Source organism: Xanthobacter variabilis, from assembly GCF_043831965.2.
GTDB lineage: Bacteria > Pseudomonadota > Alphaproteobacteria > Rhizobiales > Xanthobacteraceae > Xanthobacter.
The window spans coordinates 786632-806849 of record NZ_CM195533.1; the positions used below are offsets into that span (position 1 = coordinate 786632).

General features: G+C 67.8%; 18 protein-coding genes. 10 read left to right on the top strand and 8 right to left on the bottom strand.

Annotation, left to right across the window (positions count from 1 at the left end):
* The first annotated feature begins 85 nt into the window (after positions 1-85).
* The 10 genes from V5F26_RS03480 to sciP all read left to right on the top strand — a co-directional run bounded on the left by V5F26_RS03480 (position 86) and on the right by sciP (position 13252).
* Positions 86-697, top strand: a complete 612-nt coding sequence (locus V5F26_RS03480) for a glutathione S-transferase family protein (protein ID WP_234053231.1) — start codon at positions 86-88, stop codon at positions 695-697.
* 4 nt (positions 698-701) lie between these two features.
* The gene (locus tag V5F26_RS03485; protein ID WP_394947726.1) at positions 702-1445 is read left to right on the top strand and encodes an MBL fold metallo-hydrolase; all 744 of its coding nucleotides are present in this window, start codon (positions 702-704) and stop codon (positions 1443-1445) included.
* Entirely contained in the window at positions 1438-2151 is a 714-nt protein-coding gene (locus tag V5F26_RS03490) for a uracil-DNA glycosylase family protein (protein WP_394947727.1), read from the top strand. Before V5F26_RS03485 ends, V5F26_RS03490 begins: the two co-directional genes overlap by 8 nt.
* 340 nt (positions 2152-2491) lie before the next feature.
* Positions 2492-3655, top strand: coding sequence for an Mrp/NBP35 family ATP-binding protein (locus tag V5F26_RS03495; protein ID WP_394058140.1), 1164 nt, complete (start codon positions 2492-2494; stop codon positions 3653-3655).
* A gap of 178 nt (positions 3656-3833) precedes the next feature.
* Positions 3834-4925: a TRAP transporter substrate-binding protein gene (locus V5F26_RS03500; RefSeq protein WP_394058142.1), complete on the top strand. Its 1092-nt coding sequence runs from the start codon at positions 3834-3836 to the stop codon at positions 4923-4925.
* Between the two features lie 341 nt (positions 4926-5266).
* Complete coding sequence (locus V5F26_RS03505) at positions 5267-6214, top strand: glycine--tRNA ligase subunit alpha (protein ID WP_394947728.1); 948 nt, start codon at positions 5267-5269, stop codon at positions 6212-6214.
* Complete coding sequence (locus V5F26_RS03510; RefSeq protein ID WP_394058143.1) at positions 6211-6813, top strand: cysteine hydrolase family protein; 603 nt, start codon at positions 6211-6213, stop codon at positions 6811-6813. The genes V5F26_RS03505 and V5F26_RS03510 overlap by 4 nt, the downstream gene beginning before the upstream one ends.
* 9 nt (positions 6814-6822) lie before the next feature.
* On the top strand, positions 6823-9057 hold the full coding sequence (gene glyS, locus V5F26_RS03515) for a glycine--tRNA ligase subunit beta (protein WP_394947729.1): 2235 nt from the start codon (positions 6823-6825) through the stop codon (positions 9055-9057).
* Between the two features lie 318 nt (positions 9058-9375).
* Complete coding sequence (locus V5F26_RS03520; protein ID WP_394947730.1) at positions 9376-12600, top strand: autotransporter domain-containing protein; 3225 nt, start codon at positions 9376-9378, stop codon at positions 12598-12600.
* 376 nt (positions 12601-12976) lie between these two features.
* Positions 12977-13252: a CtrA inhibitor SciP gene (gene sciP, locus V5F26_RS03525; protein ID WP_234053240.1), complete on the top strand. Its 276-nt coding sequence runs from the start codon at positions 12977-12979 to the stop codon at positions 13250-13252.
* Positions 13253-13490: 238 nt separating this feature from the next.
* Here sciP and phnN read toward each other — a convergent pair whose 3' ends face one another.
* The 8 genes from phnN to phnG form a co-directional block, all read right to left on the bottom strand.
* Positions 13491-14132, bottom strand: a complete 642-nt coding sequence (gene phnN / locus V5F26_RS03530; protein WP_394058148.1) for a phosphonate metabolism protein/1,5-bisphosphokinase (PRPP-forming) PhnN — start codon at positions 14130-14132, stop codon at positions 13491-13493.
* Positions 14129-15268 carry an alpha-D-ribose 1-methylphosphonate 5-triphosphate diphosphatase gene (locus V5F26_RS03535; protein WP_394058150.1) on the bottom strand — a complete coding sequence of 380 codons (1140 nt, stop codon included), beginning with the start codon at positions 15266-15268 and terminating at the stop codon, positions 14129-14131. Before V5F26_RS03535 ends, phnN begins: the two co-directional genes overlap by 4 nt.
* Before the next feature lie 78 nt (positions 15269-15346).
* Positions 15347-16078, bottom strand: coding sequence for a phosphonate C-P lyase system protein PhnL (phnL, locus tag V5F26_RS03540; RefSeq protein ID WP_394947731.1), 732 nt, complete (start codon positions 16076-16078; stop codon positions 15347-15349).
* Positions 16075-16890 carry a phosphonate C-P lyase system protein PhnK gene (phnK, locus tag V5F26_RS03545; protein WP_394058153.1) on the bottom strand — a complete coding sequence of 272 codons (816 nt, stop codon included), beginning with the start codon at positions 16888-16890 and terminating at the stop codon, positions 16075-16077. The genes phnL and phnK overlap by 4 nt, the downstream gene beginning before the upstream one ends.
* Positions 16887-17786: an alpha-D-ribose 1-methylphosphonate 5-phosphate C-P-lyase PhnJ gene (locus tag V5F26_RS03550; protein ID WP_234053292.1), complete on the bottom strand. Its 900-nt coding sequence runs from the start codon at positions 17784-17786 to the stop codon at positions 16887-16889. Before V5F26_RS03550 ends, phnK begins: the two co-directional genes overlap by 4 nt.
* A 26-nt stretch (positions 17787-17812) precedes the next feature.
* Positions 17813-19033, bottom strand: coding sequence for a carbon-phosphorus lyase complex subunit (locus V5F26_RS03555; protein WP_394058155.1), 1221 nt, complete (start codon positions 19031-19033; stop codon positions 17813-17815).
* A 3-nt stretch (positions 19034-19036) separates the two neighbouring features.
* Positions 19037-19648 carry a phosphonate C-P lyase system protein PhnH gene (phnH, locus tag V5F26_RS03560; protein WP_394058156.1) on the bottom strand — a complete coding sequence of 204 codons (612 nt, stop codon included), beginning with the start codon at positions 19646-19648 and terminating at the stop codon, positions 19037-19039.
* Positions 19648-20154, bottom strand: a complete 507-nt coding sequence (phnG, locus tag V5F26_RS03565; RefSeq protein ID WP_394058157.1) for a phosphonate C-P lyase system protein PhnG — start codon at positions 20152-20154, stop codon at positions 19648-19650. The genes phnH and phnG overlap by 1 nt, the downstream gene beginning before the upstream one ends.
* Positions 20155-20218: the final 64 nt, after the last annotated feature.

The window sequence follows — 20218 nt, forward strand, 5'->3', positions numbered from 1 at the left end:
CCGTCGCGCGCCCGGGCCACCACGATGGCTTGCGCCCGGCGCCCGCTCATGATCTGTGCTCCCCCAGGGATGGAGAAACTGGATCATGAAGCTCTACGATTCTAGCCGTGCGCCCAATCCGCGCCGGGTGCGCATCTTCCTGGCTGAAAAGGGCATCGCGGTGCCGCTGGCGCCAGTCGACCTGATGAAGCTCGAGCACAAGTCCGAGGCCTTCACCCGCCTCAATCCGCGCCAGCTGGTTCCCGCCCTGGAGCTGGACGACGGCACGGTGATCAGCGAAACCATCGCCATCTGTCGCTATTTCGAGGCGCTGCAGCCGGAGCCCAACCTGTTCGGGCGTACGCCCCTGGAACAGGCCATGGTGGAGATGTGGCAGCGCCGGGTGGAGCTGGAGCTGCTGCTGCCGGTGATGAGCGTGCTGCGCCACCTGAACCCGGCCATGGCCGCCCTGGAGGTGCCCCAGGTGCCGGCGTGGGGCGAGGCCAACAAGCCGCGGATCTCCGCTTTCCTCGAATTCCTGAACACCGAGCTGGCCGAGCGCGCCTTCGTGGCCGGCGCGCATTTCACGGTGGCCGACATCACCGCCATCGTCACCATCGATTTCATGCGCGCCATCCGCGCCGAGGTGCCCGAACACCTCACCCACATCCTGCGCTGGCGCAACGTGGTGTCCCAGCGCCCCAGCATGAAGGCCTGAGACCATGCGGCTGACGGTGGCCGGCTGCGGGGATGCCTTCGGCTCCGGCGGGCGGAGCAATTCCTGCTACCTGGTGGAAGCGGCCGGCATGCTGGTGGCGCTCGATTTCGGTGCCAGCGCCCCGGTCGCCCTCAAGCGCATGAAGGTCGACACCGCGCGCATCGACATGGTGGTGCTGAGCCATCTGCATGGCGACCATTTCGGCGGCCTGCCCACACTGCTGCTCGACGGCGCCCTGGCCCAGCGGCGCAGCCGCCCGCTGGCCATCATCGGCCCGCCCGGCACGCGGGCGCGGCTCGATGCGCTGATGGAGGTGCTCTATCCCGGCATGGGCGCCACCCTTTGGCCATTCGACTGGCAGGTGCGGGAGGTGGAGCCGGGCTCCACCTCCCGCCTCGGGCCGCTCAGCCTCACCACGGCGGAGGTGCGCCACCGCGCCGGCGCGCCCGCCACCGCCCTGCGCCTCACCGACGGCGCGCGGACCCTCGCCTTCTCCGGCGATACAGAGTGGACCGAGGCCCTCATCCCCATCGCCCGTGAAGCCGACCTGTTCATCTGCGAATGCTCGCTGTTCGAGACGGCGCCGCCCGGCCACATGGCCTATCGCGTGCTCGCCGGGCACCGGGGAGAGCTGGCCGCCGGCCGCGTGCTGCTCACCCACATGGGCGACGACGTGCTGGCCCGCCGCGATGAGGTGGACCGCGCCCTGTTCATGCTCGCCGAGGACGGCCTCGTGCTCGATGTCTGAGAGCGCGCTCGACACCCTGCTTGCTCGCATCCGGGCCTGCCGGGTGTGCGTGGAAACGCCGCGCGGCGCGCCTCTACCCCATGTGCCGCGGCCGGTGCTGCGGGTGTCCGCGACCGCCCGCATCCTGGTGGCGAGCCAGGCGCCGGGCACCAAGGTGCACGCCAGCGGCCGGCCCTTCACCGACGCGTCCGGCGACCGGCTGCGCGCCTGGATGGGGGTGAGCGCCGACGAATTCTATGATGTGGCGCGCATCGCCATCGCCCCCATGGGCTTCTGCTTTCCCGGCCAGGACGCCAAGGGCGCCGACCTGCCGCCCCGCCGGGAATGCGTCGCCACCTGGCACGACCAGCTGTTCGCCGCGCTGCCCGCATTCCGGCTGGTGCTGGCGGTGGGCCGGCCCGCCCAGGCCTATCACCTGAAACGCCTCGGCCTCGGCCACCTCACCGGCAGCAGCCTCACCGAGACGGTGGCGCGCTGGCGCACCGTGCGGGCGGAAGGCCGGCGGCTACCGCGGCCGGTGATCCTTTATCCGCTGCCCCACCCCTCCTGGCGCAATACCGGCTGGCTGAAGCGCAACCCCTTCTTCGAAGCCGAGCTGCTTCCGGAGTTGAAAGCCGACATCGCCCGCCTGCTGCGACTCGGCGGCACACCCCTCCAGGGCGCTTCCGATCCAAGTGGGACCGGCTCGCGTGAAGGACACCCGTAAAAACAATAGCCTGGAGCAGGCCTTGCCGCATTGCAGCGGGAAGATGCCCCAGCGGCGACTTCGCCCGCTGTGCTCCGGCGATCCTGTGCCAGCCACGCTCGGACGCGCGCAAAGTCCTTGCTTTCCCCCGTTCGCCACTCAGGTATGCAATGCGTCACCAGTGAACGAAGCTTAGGCGTGGAAATTGCCTTCTGCTTAAGCAGCGCTCATTAGTGAGGCTTTGCAGAAGGGCGACATCGTGCGAAGCAAGGGTACATTCAATTGGTTCCAGAGTGCCGCTCACGCGCTCCGCGCCCTGTTGCCGGGCGCCGCCGCAGGCCGGCGGCGCGGGAGAGACGTGATGGCCGACAGCACACTGGCCAACGGCGCCAGCGAAACCGCCACCGAGAGCGCCGTGCGCGCCGCCCTCAAGCAGGTGAAGACCCCGGAGGGCGTGACCCTTGCGGATTCGTCCGCCCTGTCGGGCGTGGTGATCACCTCCGGCAAGGTCTACCTGTCCATCAATGTGGATCCGGCCCAGGTGCGGGCCTGGGAAGATGTGCGGATCGCCGCGGAAAAGGCGGCCGCCTCCGTGCCCGGCGTCGCCTCGGCCCTGGTCGCGCTCACCGCCGAGCGCGCGGCCGCCCCGGCCGCCAAGCCCGCTCCCGCCGCCAAGCCCGCCCCGGCGGCCGCCCACGGGCACGCGCCCGCCAAGGGCACCGCGGTGCCGGGCGTGAAATCCATCATCGCCGTGGCCTCGGGCAAGGGCGGGGTGGGCAAGTCCACCACCTCCATCAATCTGGCCCTAGCCCTGCGTGATCTCGGCCTGAAGGTGGGCCTGCTCGACGCCGACATTTACGGCCCCTCTTTGCCCCGCCTCACCGGACTGTCCCAGAAGCCGGAGATGGAGGACGGCAAGACCCTCATTCCGCTGGAGAATTTTGGCCTGCAGCTGATGTCGATCGGGTTCCTCGTGGAAGAGGAAACGCCGATGATCTGGCGCGGCCCCATGGTGATGAGCGCCATCACCCAGATGCTGCGCGACGTGAAATGGGGCCCGCTCGACGTGCTGGTGGTGGACATGCCCCCTGGCACCGGCGACGCCCAGCTGACCATGGCGCAGAACGTGAACCTGGCCGGCGCCGTCATCGTCTCCACCCCCCAGGACCTCGCCCTCATCGACGCGCGGCGCGGCGTGGCCATGTTCGAGAAGGTGAACGTGCCCATTCTCGGCGTGGTGGAAAACATGGCCTATTTCGTGTGCCCCCACTGCGGCGGGCGCTCGGACATCTTCGGCCATGGGGGCGCCCATGCGGAGGCCGACAAGCTCGGCGTTCCCTTCCTGGGTGAAATCCCACTCAGCATGCGCATCCGCGAGATGTCGGACGCGGGCCTGCCGGTGATGGTTTCCGATCCGCAAAGCGAGCAGGCGGACGCCTACCGCCACGTTGCGGCGGGCGTGAAGGCCTCCCTCGACCGGCTGGAGACGGGCGGCAAGGCGGCCCCGCGCATCGTTATCGAGTAGTTGCGCAATTTTATGTCCAAATAGATGGCATTGGCGCAGTTTTAAGTACGCCAATGCCATTTTTGCGGTGCAAACATACTTTCCCTCTGCAGACTGCCGCTCTAGATAGGTCTTCGACGCCGCTTCGCCCGAAGCGATCAGGCGCGCGTCGTGCAAGACGTCCTAGGGAGCTGCCCGCATGAAACGCCGTGATTTCCTGACCGCCGCCGGTGCCGGTGTCGCCGCCTCCACCGCCGTGGCCATGCCGGCCATTGCCCAGTCCGCGCCGGAAGTGAAGTGGCGCTGCACCTCGTCCTTCCCCAAGTCGCTCGACACCATCTATGGCGCCGGCGAGCTGATGGCCAAGACGGTCGCCGAGGTGACGGACGGCAAGTTCCAGATCCAGGTGTTCGCGGCGGGCGAGATCGTCCCCGGCCTGCAGGCCCTCGACGCCACACAGAACAAGACCGTCGAGATGTGCCACTCGGCCTCCTATTATTATGTGGGCAAGGACCCGACCTTCGGCCTTGGCACCGCCATTCCGTTCTCGCTCAATACCCGGCAGATGAATTCCTGGTTCCTCTTCGGCAACGGGCTCAACCTGCTGAACGACTTCTACAAGAAGTACGGCGTCTCCATGCTGCCCGGCGGCAATACGGGCGGGCAGATGGGCGGCTGGTTCCGCAAGGAGATCAAGTCCACCGCCGATCTCCAGGGCCTCAAGATGCGCATCGCCGGCATGGGCGGGCAGGTGATGGCCAAGCTTGGCGTGGTGCCGCAGCAGCTCGCCGGCGGCGACATCTACCCGGCGCTGGAGAAGGGCACCATCGACGCCGCCGAGTGGGTCGGCCCCTATGACGACGAGAAGCTGGGCCTCTACAAAGTGGCGCCCTATTACTACTATCCCGGCTGGTGGGAAGGCTGCGCGGCCCTCAACTTCTTCTTCAACCTTGAAGAGCTGGAGAAGCTGCCGAAGACCTATCGCGCGGCCCTGACCACCGCCTGCGCCCGCGCCAACGAGAGCATGCTGGCCAGCTACGATGCCAAGAACCCCATCGCCATCCAGAGCCTCGTGAAGGCCGGCACCAAGCTGCGCCGCTACCCCAACGACGTGCTGGACGCGGCCTACAAGGCGGCCAACGGCCTCTATGACGAGGTTTCCGCCGTCAATCCCGAGTTCAAGAAGATCTGGGAAGACGTGAAGGCGTTCCGCAACAACGGCTATCTGTGGTGGCAGATCGCCGAGTTCAACTATGACGACTTCATGATCCGCGCGCGCTCGCGCGGCTGATCCCGACCGCGATCCTCCGCCATGGGAGCCCCGTCCGGCGCACCGGCCGGGGCTCCTCGCTCGCACGGCTCTCGCCCTGCGCGACTATTGCCGTACCCGCGCCGTGCACGGCTCTTGCCTCATCCGCACGCTGCGCGACTCCTGCCTTGCCCGCGCCGTTTGCAGCTCCTGGCCGACCCGGCTCCTGCCGTGCGCAGCTTTTGCCTCGCGCCAACGAGTTGGGGCCCACCGGGCCGCCTTCCCTTGATCTCGCCGGGCCGAAAAACTAGTGTCCGCCCGCGCGGCGGCGCATCCGGCCCTTCGGCTTCGCGTCCGCTCGCCCGTTTTCTCGCGAGCCCCTCATGATCGATCCCGCCCTTCCGCCCCACATGCGGCCCGACCGCTCCTTCCAGGCCCTGCTGCTGACCCTTCAGCGCTTTTGGGCGGACCAGGGTTGCGTGATCCTCCAGCCCTACGACATGGAAGTGGGCGCCGGCACCTTCCACCCCGCCACCACCCTGCGCGCGCTGGGGCCGAAGCACTGGAAGGCCGCTTATGTGCAGCCTTCGCGCCGGCCCAAGGACGGGCGCTATGGCGAAAACCCCAACCGGCTGCAGCATTATTACCAGTTCCAGGTGATCCTGAAGCCCTCGCCGGACAACCTCCAGGAGCTCTATCTCAAGTCGCTGGAAGCCATCGGCGTGAACCTCAAGGTGCACGACGTGCGCTTCGTGGAGGACGACTGGGAGAGCCCGACGCTGGGCGCCTGGGGCCTGGGCTGGGAGTGCTGGTGCGACGGCATGGAAGTCTCGCAATTCACCTATTTCCAGCAGGTGGCGGGCTTTGAGTGCTCGCCCGTCGCCGGCGAGCTCACCTATGGGCTGGAGCGCCTCGCCATGTATGTGCAGGGGGTCGAGAACGTCTACGACCTCAACTTCAACGGCCGCGAGGGCGCCGAGAAGACCACCTATGGCGACGTGTTCCTGCAGGCCGAGCAGGAATATTCGCGGCATAATTTCGAATATGCCGACACCGACATGCTGCTGGAGCAGTTCCGCATGGCGGAGGGCGCCTGCCACAAATATCTGGCGGCGGGCGACGCTGGCGAGAAGCACCTGATGGTGCTGCCGGCCTATGACCAGTGCATCAAGGCGTCCCACGTGTTCAACCTGCTCGATGCGCGCGGAGTCATCTCGGTGACCGAGCGCCAGAGCTACATTCTGCGCGTGCGCGAGCTGGCCAAGGCCTGCGGCGCGGCCTGGCTGAAGACCGCCGCCGGCCGCGCCGATGTGCGGGAGGATGCGGCATGAGCGGCGCGAAAACCCTGTTCCAGCTCGCGGGCGTGCCACAGCGCAAGCCGGCTCTTTCCGAATGCGCTGTGGTCGTCATCGACGCCCAGCGCGAATATGTGGACGGGCTCGTCCCGCTCGTGGGGGTTGAAGCCGCCCTCGCCGCCATCGGCCGGCTGCTTGAGGCAGCCCGCGCGGCCGGCGCACCGGTGATCCATGTGGCCCACAAGGGCGCCGAGGGCTCGGGCGGTCCGTTCGATCCCAAGGGGCCGGGCTTTGCCTTCGCCGCCCCCGCCATTCCCGGGCCGGGGGAAGGGGTGGTTGAAAAGCTGCTGCCCAATTCCTTCGCCGGCACCGACCTCAAGGCCCAGCTCGACGCCACCGGGCGCAAGGCCGTGATCTTCGTGGGCTTCATGACCCATATGTGCGTGAGCACCACGGCGCGGGCCGCGCTGGAGCTGGGCTACACCTCCTTCGTGGCGGCCGACGCCGTCGCCACCCGCGCGCTGCCGGACCCGCTGGGCGGACCCGACCTTGCCGCGCACGACATCCATCGCACCGCTCTCGCGGAGCTTGCCGACCGCTTCGCCACCGTCGTCACGACGGCCGAGATTGCTTGAAAAGCAGCCATGCCCGATCTTCTGCTCGAACTCTTCTCCGAAGAAATCCCCGCCCGCATGCAGGCCAATGCGGCCGACACCCTGCGCAAGCTCGTCACCGACGCGCTGGTGAACCGGGGCCTGCTCTATGAGGGCGCCAAGGCCTTCGTCACCCCGCGCCGGCTGGCGCTGGCGGTGCATGGCCTGCCCGGCAAGCAGGCGGACCAGAAGGAGGAGAAGAAGGGCCCGCGCGTGGGCGCGCCCGAGGCGGCGCTCGCCGGCTTCCTGAAGAGCGCGGGGCTTTCCTCCATCGATCAGGCCAAGGTGCAGACCGACCCCAAGAAGGGCGATTTCTATGTCGCCGTGGTGGAGAAGAAGGGCCGGCCCACGCCGGAGGTGATCGCCGAGATCATTCCGGAGATCATCCGTTCCTTCCCCTGGCCGAAATCCATGCGCTGGGGCACCGGAACGCTGCGCTGGGTGCGCCCGCTGCACTCCATCGTCTGCACCTTTGGCGCGGAAGGGGACGAGCCGGAAGTGGTGAGCTTCGAGGTGGAGGGCATCACCTCCTCCAACGTCACCTACGGCCACCGCTTCATGGCGTCGGAGCCCTTCACCGTGAAGCGGCTGGACGACTGGATGGCGAAGCTGGAGGCCGCCAAGGTGGTGGCCGACCGCGACCGCCGCAAGGACATCATCCTCAACGACGCCAAGGATCTGGCGCTCGCTGCCGGGCTGGAGCTGGTGGAGGATGAGGGCCTGCTGGAAGAGGTCTGCGGGCTGGTGGAATGGCCGGTGGTGCTCATGGGGTCGTTCGAGGAACGCTTCCTCGACATCCCGGATGAAGTCATCCGCGCCACCATCCGCGCCAACCAGAAGTGCTTCGTGCTCAAGGACCCCAAGACCGGGCGCCTGGCCAACCGCTTCGTCCTGATCTCGAACCTGGTCGCCACCGACGGCGGCGAGGCCATCGTGGCCGGTAATGGCCGGGTCATCCGTGCCCGGCTGTCGGATGCCAAGTTCTTCTGGGACACGGACTTGGCCAATGGCCTCGAAAGCCGCATGGGCAAGTTCGAGCACATCACCTTCCACGAGAAGCTCGGCTCGCAGAAGGCGCGCATCGATCGCATCGCCCGCCTCGCCAAGGAGATCGCGCCGCAGGTGGGTGCCGATCCGGCTCTCGCGGAGGAAGCGGCGCTAATCGCCAAGGCGGACCTGCTGACCGAGGTTGTGGGCGAGTTCCCCGAGCTGCAGGGCCTGATGGGCCGCTATTACGCGCAGGCTGAGCACATGGCGCCGGAAGTCGCCGTCGCCTGCGAGGAGCATTACAAGCCCCAGGGCCCCGGCGACCGCGTGCCCACCGCCCCGGTCTCCATCGCCGTGGCGCTGGCGGACAAGATCGACACCCTGGTGGGCTTCTGGGCCATCGACGAGAAGCCCACGGGCTCCAAGGACCCCTATGCCCTGCGCCGGGCGGCGCTGGGCGTGATCCGGATCATCTTGGAGAACGGGCTGCGGCTGCGGCTGCTCGATCTGATGAAGGCGGCGTGGATGCAGCTTCCGGAGAAGGTGCGAGAAACGTCTCTCCGCGAGAACTTCGACGTGAACGCGGTTTCAGTAGAAATTGGCGCCGCGCCGTCTCTTGCCACGCTACTCATTCAGCGCGAGCAGCTCGGGAACAGCCAAGAGGCAAAGGAGCTGGACGAGCTTCTGTACATTCCCTGTGCCGTCCAGCAGTCGACCGACCTCCTCTCCTTCTTCGCCGATCGCCTGAAGGTGTATCTGCGGGAGAATGGGGCGCGGTTTGATCTGGTGGATGCGGTGTTCGCCCTTCCCGGCCAGGACGATTTGTTCGAGCTGGTGCTGCGCATGAAGGCGCTGGCGCGCTTCCTGGAGAGCGAGGACGGCAAGACGCTGCTGGCCGGCTATCGCCGCGCGGTCAACATCCTGCGCATCGAGGAGAAGAAGGACGGCAAGACCTATAAGGGCCCGACCGAAGCCGCCCTGCTGAAGGAAGAGGCCGAGGAAAAGCTCGCCGCCGCCATGGACGACGTGAAAGAACGCATGGCCACCGCCCTTGCCGGCGAGGATTTCGAGGCCGCCATGACCGCGCTCGCGGACCTGCGCGCCCCGGTGGATGCCTTCTTCGAGGCGGTGACGGTGAATGCCGAGGACCCGGCCCTGCGCGAGAACCGGCTGAAGCTGCTGGACGAAATCCGCACCGCCACCCGCGCCATCGCCGACTTCGACCGCATCGAAGGCTGACGGCGGCGGCGAAAGCCGCGGAAGAGTGATGCAAGGCGCCCGGCTGGCAACGGCCGGGCGTTTTCGTTTTCCACCCACGCACACCGCACGGCCCCAGACAGCGGACGGGAAGACACCCCGCTCCGGGCTGTCATTCCAAATGTAAGGACCTGTCATTCTCGCCCATTATTCCAGATATTAACTCATAATCAACGCATTAGACGCTCGCCAAAGAACCGATCCGAAAGCGGATACTGCAAAATCTTCATATTCTGCCATTTCGTCTTGCCCATCACCGATGCGCGATGGTACGCAAGTGCGATACTCAGGGGGCAGGCCATGATGCAGCAGGTGGGGACGCGCGTCCGCTCGGACCTTCGGCAGGCGGTGTTCGGGACGAATGGGGGCACGGGCGCGCACGCCATATGCCGCCCCATATGGCGCCGCCCGCAGCGCAGCTTTCGCCAGTGGACGCGGGCGCTGCTGGCCGGGGTGGCGCTCTGCCTTTCCGCGGTGCCAGCCTTGGCCCAGGCCAGCTTTTGCCATACCCAGAGCTGCGCCGAGCACCAGACCGCGGACCACATCCGCGCCCTCTCGACATTCAGCACCCTGATGGACAGCGCGGCCGGCCAGGCGCTGCTGCAGGCCAATGCCCAGGCCACCATTGATGTCTACCAGGGCGCGAGCGAGGCGCTGAAGAACCTCGCCGTCAAGAATGCGCAGACCCCCTTCGACCCCTATGTTTCGACGGCCAACATCTTCGGCATGGTCTCCTCGCCCATCAGCGCGACCATCGTCGATTGGGCCTCGAACAACAGGCTGCCCGGCCATATCGCCTACGATCTCTACTATTCGTACGAGACCGAGCAGGTGAGCATTGTGAAAGACTATTTTGGCGAAAAGAACATCTATGGCCGCGCCTATAACCTGCCCGATCCACCAGTGGGCGATCCACGCCCGTTCCTAACCCTACCCGAAATCCGCGACCACCCTTGGACCACGCCCCCGACCGATCCCGACTCGGTGACCAGCCAGGTAGACCAGTGGGAGGGAAATAAGACGGTGGCGGCATTCCCGAGCGGCCACACCACCTACGGCTACACCTCCGCCATCTATTACGCCATCTTGCTGCCCACCTATTATCAGGAGCTTTTCGCGGCCGGCGAGCAATATGCCCTGAGCCGCAACGTCCTCGGCGTGCACTATGCGCTGGACGTAATCGGCGGCCGCATCGTGGCCATGCAGGCCCTGGCCAAGCTGATGGCTAACGATCCCAACTATTCGTCCAACTTCCAGGAATCCACCGAGAAGAACAAGCGGGACCTGGCCGAGGCCCTGGCCAGCGAGGGGCTCAGCGCCGTCTCGCCCCTTCATGCCGCCTGCGGCGCGGACGTGAAAGGCTGCATCGCCAGCGGCGCCGTTCCCACCGCCGCGGCCTATCGCCAGGCGCGCGAGGAGGCCACCTGGTTCCTCACCTACGGCCTGCCTTCGGTGGGCGCGACGAACCTCGCACCGATCGTGCCCGAAGAGGCCAAGGAGCTCATCCGCAACCGCTTCCCCTACATGACCGCCGACCAACTCGACGCCGTGCTGGCCAGCACCGAGCTGCCCTCCGGCGTCCCCCTGGACGACGGCACGGGCTGGGCCCGGCTCAACCTCTACGCGGCAGCCGGGGGCTATGGCGCCTTCGACGACACCGTGACCGTCACCATGAACGCGGCCGAGGGCGGCCTGCACGCCTTCGACATCTGGAGCAACGATATTTCCGGTGCCGGCGGCCTCGTGAAGATGGGCACGGGCACCCTGCTGCTGGCCGGGGACAACACCTATACCGGCGGCACCAGCGTCGGCGAAGGCACGCTCGCCTTGACCGGAACCCTGGCGGGCGACCTCGACATCAGCGCCGGTGCCAGCTTCATCAGCGCTGGCGGCTATGCCGTCGCCCCCGATGCCACCTTGAACAATGCGGGCACCTTCACCTCGGTGAATGCCGCGCTGTGGAACTTCGGCGCCCTGGTGAACAACGGCACCGTGGAGAGCACGGTGCAGAACTACGGCACCCTCTCCGGCAACGGCCTGATCGTGGGTGGCCTCGTCAATGCCGGGGTGGTGGCGCCGGGCAATTCCATCGGCACCATCACCGTCAGCGGGCCGGTCACCTTCACCTCGTCCTCGCTCTATGTGGCCGAAACCAATGCGGCGGGGGCCAGCGACCTCATCGCCGCCAGCGGCCTCGTTACCCTTGGCGGGCGCCTGGTGCTGGTGTCGGAGGATGGCGCCCTGGCCAAGCTGGGGTCCTACACCGTCCTGTCCTCGGCCACCGGCATCACCGGCAGCTTCGAGCAGGTGACGACGGCCGGCGCCTTCCTGAAGGCGGATGCGGTGGTGAGCGGCGACAGCCTGAGCGTTTCCGTGGCACCCGACCGGGCAGCCTTCGCCACCGCCGGCGGCACCCGTAATGCCGCGGCCGCGGGCCTCGCCGTGGCGAGCCTGCCCTATTCGAGCCCGATCCTGGAATTCGCCGTCACCCTCGACCGCGCCAGCGCGTTCGGTGCCCTCAACAGCCTCACCGGCGAGGTGCACGCCTCCACCACCTCGGTTCTGCAGAACCAGTCCATCTATCTGCGGCAGGCGGTGAATGGCCGCCTGCAGCAGGCGGCGGAGGAGACCGCGCCGCAGGCACAGCCCCTCGGCTACGCCCAGGCGCCCATCGCCACCGCGCAACTCGCCCCCACCCTCACCCCCACGGTCTGGGCCCAGGGCTTCGGCAGCTGGGGCAATGCCAGCGGAAACGGCGCCTTCGATGTCTCCAGCAATATCGGCGGCGTGTTCGGCGGCATCGACACGCGCCTGACGGCGGACTGGCGCCTGGGCATCGCCGGCGGCATCAGCCAGTCTTCCTTCGACACCGACGGCGTGAGCGGCTCCGGCACCAGCAACAATTACGATCTGGCGCTTTACGCGGCCACCCGCTTCGCCGGCTTCGATCTGAAGCTTGCGGGCAGCTATACGTGGCACGACATTTCCACCAGCCGCACCACGGCGCTGCCGGGCCTTCTGGCGCAAAGCCTCTCCGCCGACCAGAACGGCACCACCGGCCAGCTCTTCGGAGAGGCCGCCTACGACATGAACCTGTCGGGCGTGAGCCTCGCGCCCTATGCCGGCCTTGCCTATGTGCGGCTGAACCTCGACAGCTTCACCGAGACCGGGGGCGTGACCGCCCTGACCTCGAGCGGCCTGACCCAGGACAACGTCCTCACCGCCCTGGGCCTACGCACTGCCAAGACCTTCGCCCTGGGCCAGGCCAGCCTCACCGCGCGGGCGGCCCTCGCCTGGCAGCATGCCTTCGGGGATGTCGAGCCCACTCTCACCCAGAGCTTCGCCCTGGGCAGCGCGCCCTTCACCATCTATGGCGTGCCCATCGCTCGGGATGCCGCCCTGGTGGAGGCGGGAATCGACTGGAACCTGACGGCGAATGCCGTGCTCGCGGTGGCCTATTCCGGCCAGCTCGCCAGCGACTCGCAGGACAATGCCGTTCAGGGGCGCCTCAGCGTGTCCTTCTGAACGGCGCCAGCCTTTCAGAAGCAATTTTCTTCGGCGGTGGACCTCGATCGCGCCATCCGTTCCGTAAGCTCAGCAATGCCCGGCCTCGCGCCGGGCATTGACGTTTTGCGCCCCTCGCACATCCGCGCACTCTTCGGCCAAAGGCGGCGAAGAGCCGGAAAACGCAAGACCCGGCGCGGGTAACAGGAGGCGCCGCGCCCTTTCCCCGAGATGGGCCGTGCTTAACACTCTGCCGCGCGAAGTTTACACTTCTCCAACCATCTGTTCATGCCATGTTAAGATGAGTAAATGGCATCTTCATCAAGGCCTTAGGGAAATTTTCATCGCCACCTGCCAGTGTCTTCCCGGGTTGAGTAGAGTAAAAGGTGGCGTAAAGATGACCGATGCCTATCGGCCAAAAGCAAAATATGTGATCGGGCCGGATGGCAGTCCACTGACCATCGCCGATCTGCCGCCTCCGGACACACGGCGCTGGGTCATCCGGCGCAAGGCGGAGGTGGTGGCTGCGGTGCGCGGCGGGTTGATCTCCCTGGAGGAAGCCTGCAAGCGCTATACTTTGACGATGGACGAATTCCTCTCCTGGCAAGCCTCCATCGACCGACACGGCCTGCCGGGCCTGCGCACCACGCGCATCCAGCACTACCGGCAGTAAGCCGCCAATCGGGGCTCGCCCCCAAGGAAAAGCCAGCTTGCGCGAAAGCGGAAGCAACGGCGGAAGCACTTGCCCCAAGGCGGCGCGCGCAAAGGGACCTCCAGGGCACATGCGGTGAATTTCCATTCACCGCATGTGCCCTGTCTCCATTTGGCCAGCCTTTGCAGGAGCCCTGTTCCCGTTTTTGAGTGACGCAGGCGTCACGCGCCAGCCCCATCGGGACTTCCATCGTGGCAGATCACGCGATGCGGGCGGCGATGAAATCCGAAAGGCGCGCTCCGCCGTCATCCGGCGTCCCCACATTGTCGATCACCAGATCCGGCGCGATCGCCAGATCCGGCTGACGCAGCAGGCGCTCGCGGATGTCGGCCGCGTCCTCCCGCCCGCGCGCGGCAAGCCGCTCGGCGCGCACCTCCGCTGGCGCCGTCACCAGCACCACCGCGAGATGCGCAAAGCGGCGCCGCGCTTCCACCAGGGTCGCGCGCGAGCCGTTGGCCACCACCACGCCACCGGCGCGGATCTGCTGCGCCACCTCAGGCCCCAGGGCGTAGGCCAGGCCATGGGCGCGCCACCACAGCGCGAACCGGCCCTCGGCAAGGGCATCCGCGAACTCCGACTCGCTCAAGGTGCCGTGGGCTTCGCCGGCACCGGCCGCTCGGGTGACGAGCCGCCGCGCAAACATCACGCGGCCATCCCCTGCAAACCGCGCACGGGCGATGTCCAGCAGCGTGTCCTTGCCGGCACCAGAGGGGCCGACCACCAGAATCAGCGCGCCCGGACCCAAGGTCTCGATGGCAGGAGACGCCTCCGCAGGCGCCCCCTCTGCAGGTGAGCCGGCCACAGGAGGCCCGGCCGCAAGGCCGTTTCGATCACCCGTCATGCCACGCGCCGCCCCTCACGATAGACGCTCCTCACGGCTGGAATCCCGCCCAGCGGCGACACCCGCACCAGATCGGCGCGACGGCCCACGGCAATCTCGCCGCGATCCGCCAGCCCCACCGCCTCGGCCGGGATCTTGGTGACGCGCTGCACCGCTGCCGGCAGGGAAATGGAGGGCACGCGCCGCGCCAGGTCGAAGGCCGACCACAGCAGGCTTCCCGGCACGTAATCGGAAGACAGGATGTCGAGCAAGCCCGCCCGCGCAAGGTCCTCTGCGGAGGCGTTGCCGGTATGGGAGCCACCGCGCACCAGGTTCGGCGCCCCCATCAGCACGCGGATGCCCGCATCGCGCGAGATGCGCGCCGCCTCCTCGGAGGTGGGAAATTCGGCGATGGCCACCCCATCGCCAATGGCCTCGGCCACGTGCTCCGCCGTGGTGTCGTCATGGCTCGCCAGAACACAGCCATGGGCATGGGCGAGGGCAACGAGGCCGGCGCGGTTGTTGCGGGCATAACGCTCGTGGAAATCGAGGCGCGTGGAGACGATCACGTCCATTTCCTCGGCGCTGACGCCGCTTTTCTTCATGTAATAGCTGCGAAACTGCTCGATGGTGGCGAACTGGCGCTGGCCCGGCGTGTGGTCCATCAGCGAGATGAGATGGACGGGAGTAGCGGCCATGATGGCCGCGGCATCCTCCACCACCGTGTCGGTGGCGACCTCGCAGCGCAGATGAATGCGATGATCGGCGCGCAGGGCGTCGGCCTTCCGCGCGGTCTCGAAGGCCGTGATGAGGGAGGGCGCATCCCCATCCATGCCCACCGCGCGCTTGTCCGGCCACACCCGGAGCGAATCGAAGACGGTGGTGATGCCCGATGCGGCGATCTGCGCATCATGGGCGAGCACGGCGGAAAGCGGGTTCCACTTCACCTTGGGCCGCGGCGCCAGGTGGCCTTCCACATGGTCCGTGTGCAGCTCCACGAGGCCCGGCAAGAGATAGTCGCCGCCGAGATCCTCCGCGCCGGCGGGCACCGCACCGGTTCCGATCTCGACGATAAGGCCGTCAGCGACGCGCAGATGGCCTTCCAGAACCTCCCCGGCGAGCACCAGGCGGGCGTTGGCGAGCACCAATTCGTTCATGTCCTGTCCCTTTGCCTTCGGCGCCGGTCCTGGCCGGGGCCCCTCGGGCGGCGGGGGTGCGCCGCCCGGCTTCGTTCGTCAGGCGGAAAAACGCGTCACGTCCACCACCCGGTCGGCCACGGCCTCACGGGTGTCGGCATCGTGGAAGATGCCGAGGAGGGCGCAGCCGGCGGCCTTCTTCTCGGCGATGAGATCCACCACCACCGCGCGGTTGGCGGCATCCAGGGAGGCGGTGGGCTCGTCCAGCAGCAAGAGCGGCTGGGAGCCGATGAAGCCGCGCGCCACGTTCACACGCTGCTGCTCGCCGCCAGAGAAGGTGGCCGGCGGCAGGCGCCACAGCCGCTCGGGCAAATTGAGGCGGGCGAGCAGCGCGCCGGCCCGCGCCAGCGCCTCCTCCCGCGCAACGCCCTCCATCAGCAGCGGCTCGGCCACCACGTCGAGGGCGGATACGCGCGGGATCACCCGCAGGAACTGGCTGACATAGCCGATGCGCTCACGCCTGAGGCGGATGAGGCGGCGCGGATCGGCCCGCGCCACATCCACCAGTCCCTCGGCATCGGCTACCCGGATGGCGCCGGCATCGGTGCGGTAATTGCCATAGACCATCTTCAGGATGGAGCTCTTGCCCGCCCCCGAAGGCCCGCCCAAAGCGACGCATTCGCCGGGAAACACCTCGAACGAGACGCCCGCCACCGCCGGCAGTTCCACACCGCCCTGGAGGTGAAGGGTGAAGTGCTTGGCGATGGCCTCCACCGCCAGCAGGGGATGAGCCGCGCCAACGGGCGTCGTCGAAAGCTGCGTCTGGGTCATGGCGTGAGCACCGAGGAGACGAGGAGCTGGGTGTAGGGCTCGCGCGGATCGTCCAGCACCTGGTCGGTGAGCCCTTCCTCGATCACGTGGCCGGACTTCATCACCATGATGCGATGAGACAAAAGCCGCGCCACCGCGAGATCGTGGGTGACGATCACCACCGCAAGGCCGAACTCGGCCACCAGCTGGCGGATGAGATCGAGCAAACGCGCCTGCACCGACACGTCGAGCCCGCCCGTGGGCTCGTCCATGAAAACGAGGCGCGGGCGCGTCACGAGATTGCGGGCGATCTGCAGGCGCTGGCGCATGCCGCCGGAGAAGGTGCGCGGATCGTCGTCGACGCGCTCCGCCGCAATCTCCACCCGGCCCAGCCAGTCGATGGCCTCGGCGCGGATCCGGCCGTAATGGCGCTCGCCCACGGCCATCAGGCGCTCGCCCACATTGCCGCCGGCCGAAACCGCCATGCGCAGCCCCTGCTCGGCATGCTGGCGCACGAAGCCCCAGTCCGTGCGCAGCAGCAGGCGCCGCTCGCTTTCGCTCAAGGCGGCAAGGTCGCGCGTCTGCCCATCCCGCATGTGGTAGAGGACGCGGCCGGCGCTGGGGCCAAGCTCGGTGGAGAGAAGGCCCAGCAAGGTGGACTTGCCGGAGCCGGATTCGCCCACGATGGCCAGCACCTCGCCCGGATAAAGGGTGAGGTTCACATCCGCGCAGCCGAGCCGCGCGCCGTAATAACGGGTGAGGCCTTCGGCGATCAGCAAAGGCGTGTCGGCATCCCGGCCCTCATCATCGCGGCTCATGTCATCCCCGCTCATGGCTGGCCTCCCTCGCTCGGGGCGGCCTTGGGCGCATAGGGGGCGCTCATGCGGCCGGTGTGGCCCTCGCTCTGGCGGGTGGCGCAATGGTCCGTGTCCGAGCACACGAACATGCGCCCGCCCTGGTCATCCAGGATCACCTCGTCGAGATAGACCCCCTCGGCTCCGCACAAAGCGCAGGGCTCCGAGAAGGTCTGCACCTTGAAGGGGTGGTCCTCGAAATCCAGCGGCACCACCGGGGTGTAAGGTGGCACCGCATAGATGCGCTTCTCGCGCCCCGCACCAAACAACTGCAGCGCCGGGCTCATGTGCATCTTCGGATTGTCGAACTTCGGGATGGGCGAGGGGTCCATCACGTAGCGCCCGTTCACCCGCACCGGATAGGCATAGGTGGTGGCGATGTGGCCGTGATGGGCGATATCCTCGTAGAGTTTCACGTGAATCAATCCGTAGTCCGCCAGGCCGTGCAGGCGGCGCGTCTCGGTCTCGCGCGGCTCCAGGAAGCGCAGGGGCTCGGGGATGGGCACCTGATAGACCAGCACCTGGCCCGCCTTCAGCGGCGTCTCGGGAATGCGGTGGCGGGTCTGGATGACGCTGGCTTCCTCGGTGCGGGTGGTGGTTGCCACCCCCGCCGTGGTCTCGAAGAAGGTGCGGATGGCCACCGCATTGGTGGTGTCGTCCGAGCCCTGGTCGATGACTTTCAGCACATCGTCGGCACCAAGGATGGCGGCGGTCACCTGCACACCACCCGTGCCCCAGCCATAGGGCATCGGCATTTCGCGGCCGGCGAAGGGCACCTGATAGCCGGGAATGGCAATGGCCTTCAGGATGGCGCGGCGGATCATCCGCTTCGTCTGCTCGTCCAGATAGGCGAAGTTGTAGGTGATGGCCGGCATGCCCGCGCGGCGTTCTGCGGTGGGGTTCATTCGGCGGCCTCCTGTTGGGACGGCTCGGATACGGGCTCGGCGGCCTGCTCCTGCTCGGCGCGCATGCGGCGCACCAGCTCCAGCTCGGCCTGGAAATCCACGTAATGGGGCAGCTTCAGGTGCTCCACGAAGCCGGTGGCCTGCACATTGTCGCAATGGGAGAGGACGAATTCCTCGTCCTGAGCCGGGGCGCTCTTCTCCTCCCCCAGCTCGGCGAAGCGCAAAGTGCGGTCCACCAGCGCCATGGACATGGCCTTGCGCTCCGACTGGCCGAACACCAGGCCATAGCCGCGGGTGAATTGCGGGGGCTGGGTGGCGGAGCCCTTGAACTGGTTCACGCTCTGGCATTCGGTCAGCGTGATGTCGCCCAGCGGCACGGCAAAGCCCAGCTCCTCCGCGAACAGGCTCACCTCCACGGTGCCGAAGCGGATCTCGCCCACGAAGGGATGGGTGCGCGCATAGCCGCGCTGGCTGGAATAGCCGAGCGCCAGCAGGAAGCCCTCATCGCCCCGCGCCAGGGCCTGCAGCCGCAGCGGCCGCTCGGCCGGGAACGACAGCGGCGTGCGGGTCAGGTCCGGCGGCGTGCTGCCGTCATCCACTGGGGATGCCTCCACCAGGCCTTCGTCGCCGAGGAGGTCGGTGACGCGGGGCATGGGGGCGGCAACCGGCATCTCATCCGCCCCCCTGTCGGCGCCGTTCTCGGGCAATGCCGCATGGTTCTCCTGGGCAGCCAACGGAGGGACAGGGGCCGCCTGCGTGCTTTCCCCGCTGGCCGCGACGAGGGCGGAAGCCCCCTCCTCCCCCCGCGCCCAGGTGGCCAGGGTCTCGTCGAGCAGGCGGTGGGTGTAATCGAAGGTGGGGCCCAGCACCTGCCCGCCGGGCAGGTCCTTGAAGGTGGCGGAGATGCGCCGATGGATGCGCATGGCGCCTGTATCCACCGGGTCGCTCGAACCGAAGCGCGGCAAAGTGGTGCGGAAGGCCCGCGCCAGGAAGATGGCCTCGATCAGATCGCCCCGCGCCTGCTTGATGGCAAGGGCGGCCAGCTCCCGGTCATAGAGCGAGCCCTCGGCCATCACCCGGTCCACGGCCAGCGCCAATTGCTCGGCGATCTGGTCGAGCCCGATCTCCGGCACCTCGGGATCGCCCCGCCGGCGCCGCGCCAGCAGGTCGTGGGCGTTGCGGATGGCGTCCTCGCCGCCTTTGACAGCCACATACATGGCTCACACTCCGCTGTTCGTGTGCGAACGAACGGTGCGTGGCAGGCCTGCCACCGCGCCGGGCGCGCACAAGATGAGATCGATGCCGAGGGGAAAGCCCGCTGCATTGGCCTCGAGCCGCGCCGCGAAATCCGCCGGCAGCGGCTCGGCACCGAAGCCGCGATGACCCTCGATGCCCGGCGCGAAGAGGCTGAGCGGCCCCTCGGCAAAGCGCGCCACGTTCACCACCAGGGTGGCGGAACGGTCCGGATTGTCGGGCTCGCCCTGGGCGAAAGCGGTGAAGGAAGGCAGCTCCTCGCCCGTGCAGAAGAAAGCGAAGCGCGCTTCAGCCGCGTCCAGCACCCGCGGCGCGCCGGTGTGGAAGCGCAGGAAGTCCGCGACCTCCGGTTGCGCACCGAGGCGGCCGCCGAGGAAAACCGGGGTCTCATAATCAAGCAGAGCCAGGGCCACCGCGCCCAGTTCCGGCGTCAGCGGCGCGGGCGGGGTCAGATCGGCCGCCAGCGGCACCACCCGGCCCGGCTCGGCCATCGCCCACATGAGGGCGGAAAAGGTGCGCTGGGCATCGTGCACCGGATCGCCAAAGCCCGGCGCCAGGGCGGATGAGAGCTGTGCCATCAGTCTTCTCCCCGGGTCATGGTGAAGAAATTGACCTTGGTGGCCTCCGTTTCCGCAGCCTGGGCCGCGGCCTCCGCCGCCAGGCGCCGCCGCAGCGGGCGCAGAGCGTCGTCCACCGCAAGGCGCAAGGCCGGGTCCTGCCACAGGGCATCGAGCACCGCAGCCGCCCGCGCCCGCGCCGGAGCGCGACCCAGGAGATAGGACATGCCGGTGGCGCCGCCTTCCAGCTGCACGGCGGCGCGCGTCACCGTCGCCTCACCCAGATTGAAGGGGCCGCCATCACCGCCGGCCCGGCCCTGAACCATGACCAGCCCCACCTCGGCAGGACGCAGGTCCTTGAGCTTGGGCAGGGGCTGGAAACGCTCGACGGCCGCCTCCAGCTCCTTCAACGTGGCACGGGCCAGCAGCCCCATGAGTGCCTGACGGGCGGCAACCTCTGCGGACGCGGGCGGGGAAACGGCGGGCCCGGCCGCTGCCGATGCCTCGGTGCTGGTGTCGGGAATCATGGCGCTCTCGATGGCTTGATCGTTCGCCCGCGGTCACATCCGCACCGCGGCGTCACGGACGCTT

What these genes read in the sequence shown, in the direction of transcription:
- V5F26_RS03480 (WP_234053231.1), top strand. Translation starts at nt 86, where the DNA reads ATGAAGCTCTACGATTCTAGCCGTGCGCCCAATCCGCGCCGGGTGCGC.
- V5F26_RS03485 (WP_394947726.1), top strand. Translation starts at nt 702, where the DNA reads ATGCGGCTGACGGTGGCCGGCTGCGGGGATGCCTTCGGCTCCGGCGGG.
- V5F26_RS03490 (WP_394947727.1), top strand. Translation starts at nt 1,438, where the DNA reads ATGTCTGAGAGCGCGCTCGACACCCTGCTTGCTCGCATCCGGGCCTGC.
- V5F26_RS03495 (WP_394058140.1), top strand. Translation starts at nt 2,492, where the DNA reads ATGGCCGACAGCACACTGGCCAACGGCGCCAGCGAAACCGCCACCGAG.
- V5F26_RS03500 (WP_394058142.1), top strand. Translation starts at nt 3,834, where the DNA reads ATGAAACGCCGTGATTTCCTGACCGCCGCCGGTGCCGGTGTCGCCGCC.
- V5F26_RS03505 (WP_394947728.1), top strand. Translation starts at nt 5,267, where the DNA reads ATGATCGATCCCGCCCTTCCGCCCCACATGCGGCCCGACCGCTCCTTC.
- V5F26_RS03510 (WP_394058143.1), top strand. Translation starts at nt 6,211, where the DNA reads ATGAGCGGCGCGAAAACCCTGTTCCAGCTCGCGGGCGTGCCACAGCGC.
- glyS (WP_394947729.1), top strand. Translation starts at nt 6,823, where the DNA reads ATGCCCGATCTTCTGCTCGAACTCTTCTCCGAAGAAATCCCCGCCCGC.
- V5F26_RS03520 (WP_394947730.1), top strand. Translation starts at nt 9,376, where the DNA reads ATGATGCAGCAGGTGGGGACGCGCGTCCGCTCGGACCTTCGGCAGGCG.
- sciP (WP_234053240.1), top strand. Translation starts at nt 12,977, where the DNA reads ATGACCGATGCCTATCGGCCAAAAGCAAAATATGTGATCGGGCCGGAT.
- phnN (WP_394058148.1), bottom strand. Translation starts at nt 14,132, where the DNA reads ATGACGGGTGATCGAAACGGCCTTGCGGCCGGGCCTCCTGTGGCCGGC.
- V5F26_RS03535 (WP_394058150.1), bottom strand. Translation starts at nt 15,268, where the DNA reads ATGAACGAATTGGTGCTCGCCAACGCCCGCCTGGTGCTCGCCGGGGAG.
- phnL (WP_394947731.1), bottom strand. Translation starts at nt 16,078, where the DNA reads ATGACCCAGACGCAGCTTTCGACGACGCCCGTTGGCGCGGCTCATCCC.
- phnK (WP_394058153.1), bottom strand. Translation starts at nt 16,890, where the DNA reads ATGAGCGGGGATGACATGAGCCGCGATGATGAGGGCCGGGATGCCGAC.
- V5F26_RS03550 (WP_234053292.1), bottom strand. Translation starts at nt 17,786, where the DNA reads ATGCCGGCCATCACCTACAACTTCGCCTATCTGGACGAGCAGACGAAG.
- V5F26_RS03555 (WP_394058155.1), bottom strand. Translation starts at nt 19,033, where the DNA reads ATGTATGTGGCTGTCAAAGGCGGCGAGGACGCCATCCGCAACGCCCAC.
- phnH (WP_394058156.1), bottom strand. Translation starts at nt 19,648, where the DNA reads ATGGCACAGCTCTCATCCGCCCTGGCGCCGGGCTTTGGCGATCCGGTG.
- phnG (WP_394058157.1), bottom strand. Translation starts at nt 20,154, where the DNA reads ATGATTCCCGACACCAGCACCGAGGCATCGGCAGCGGCCGGGCCCGCC.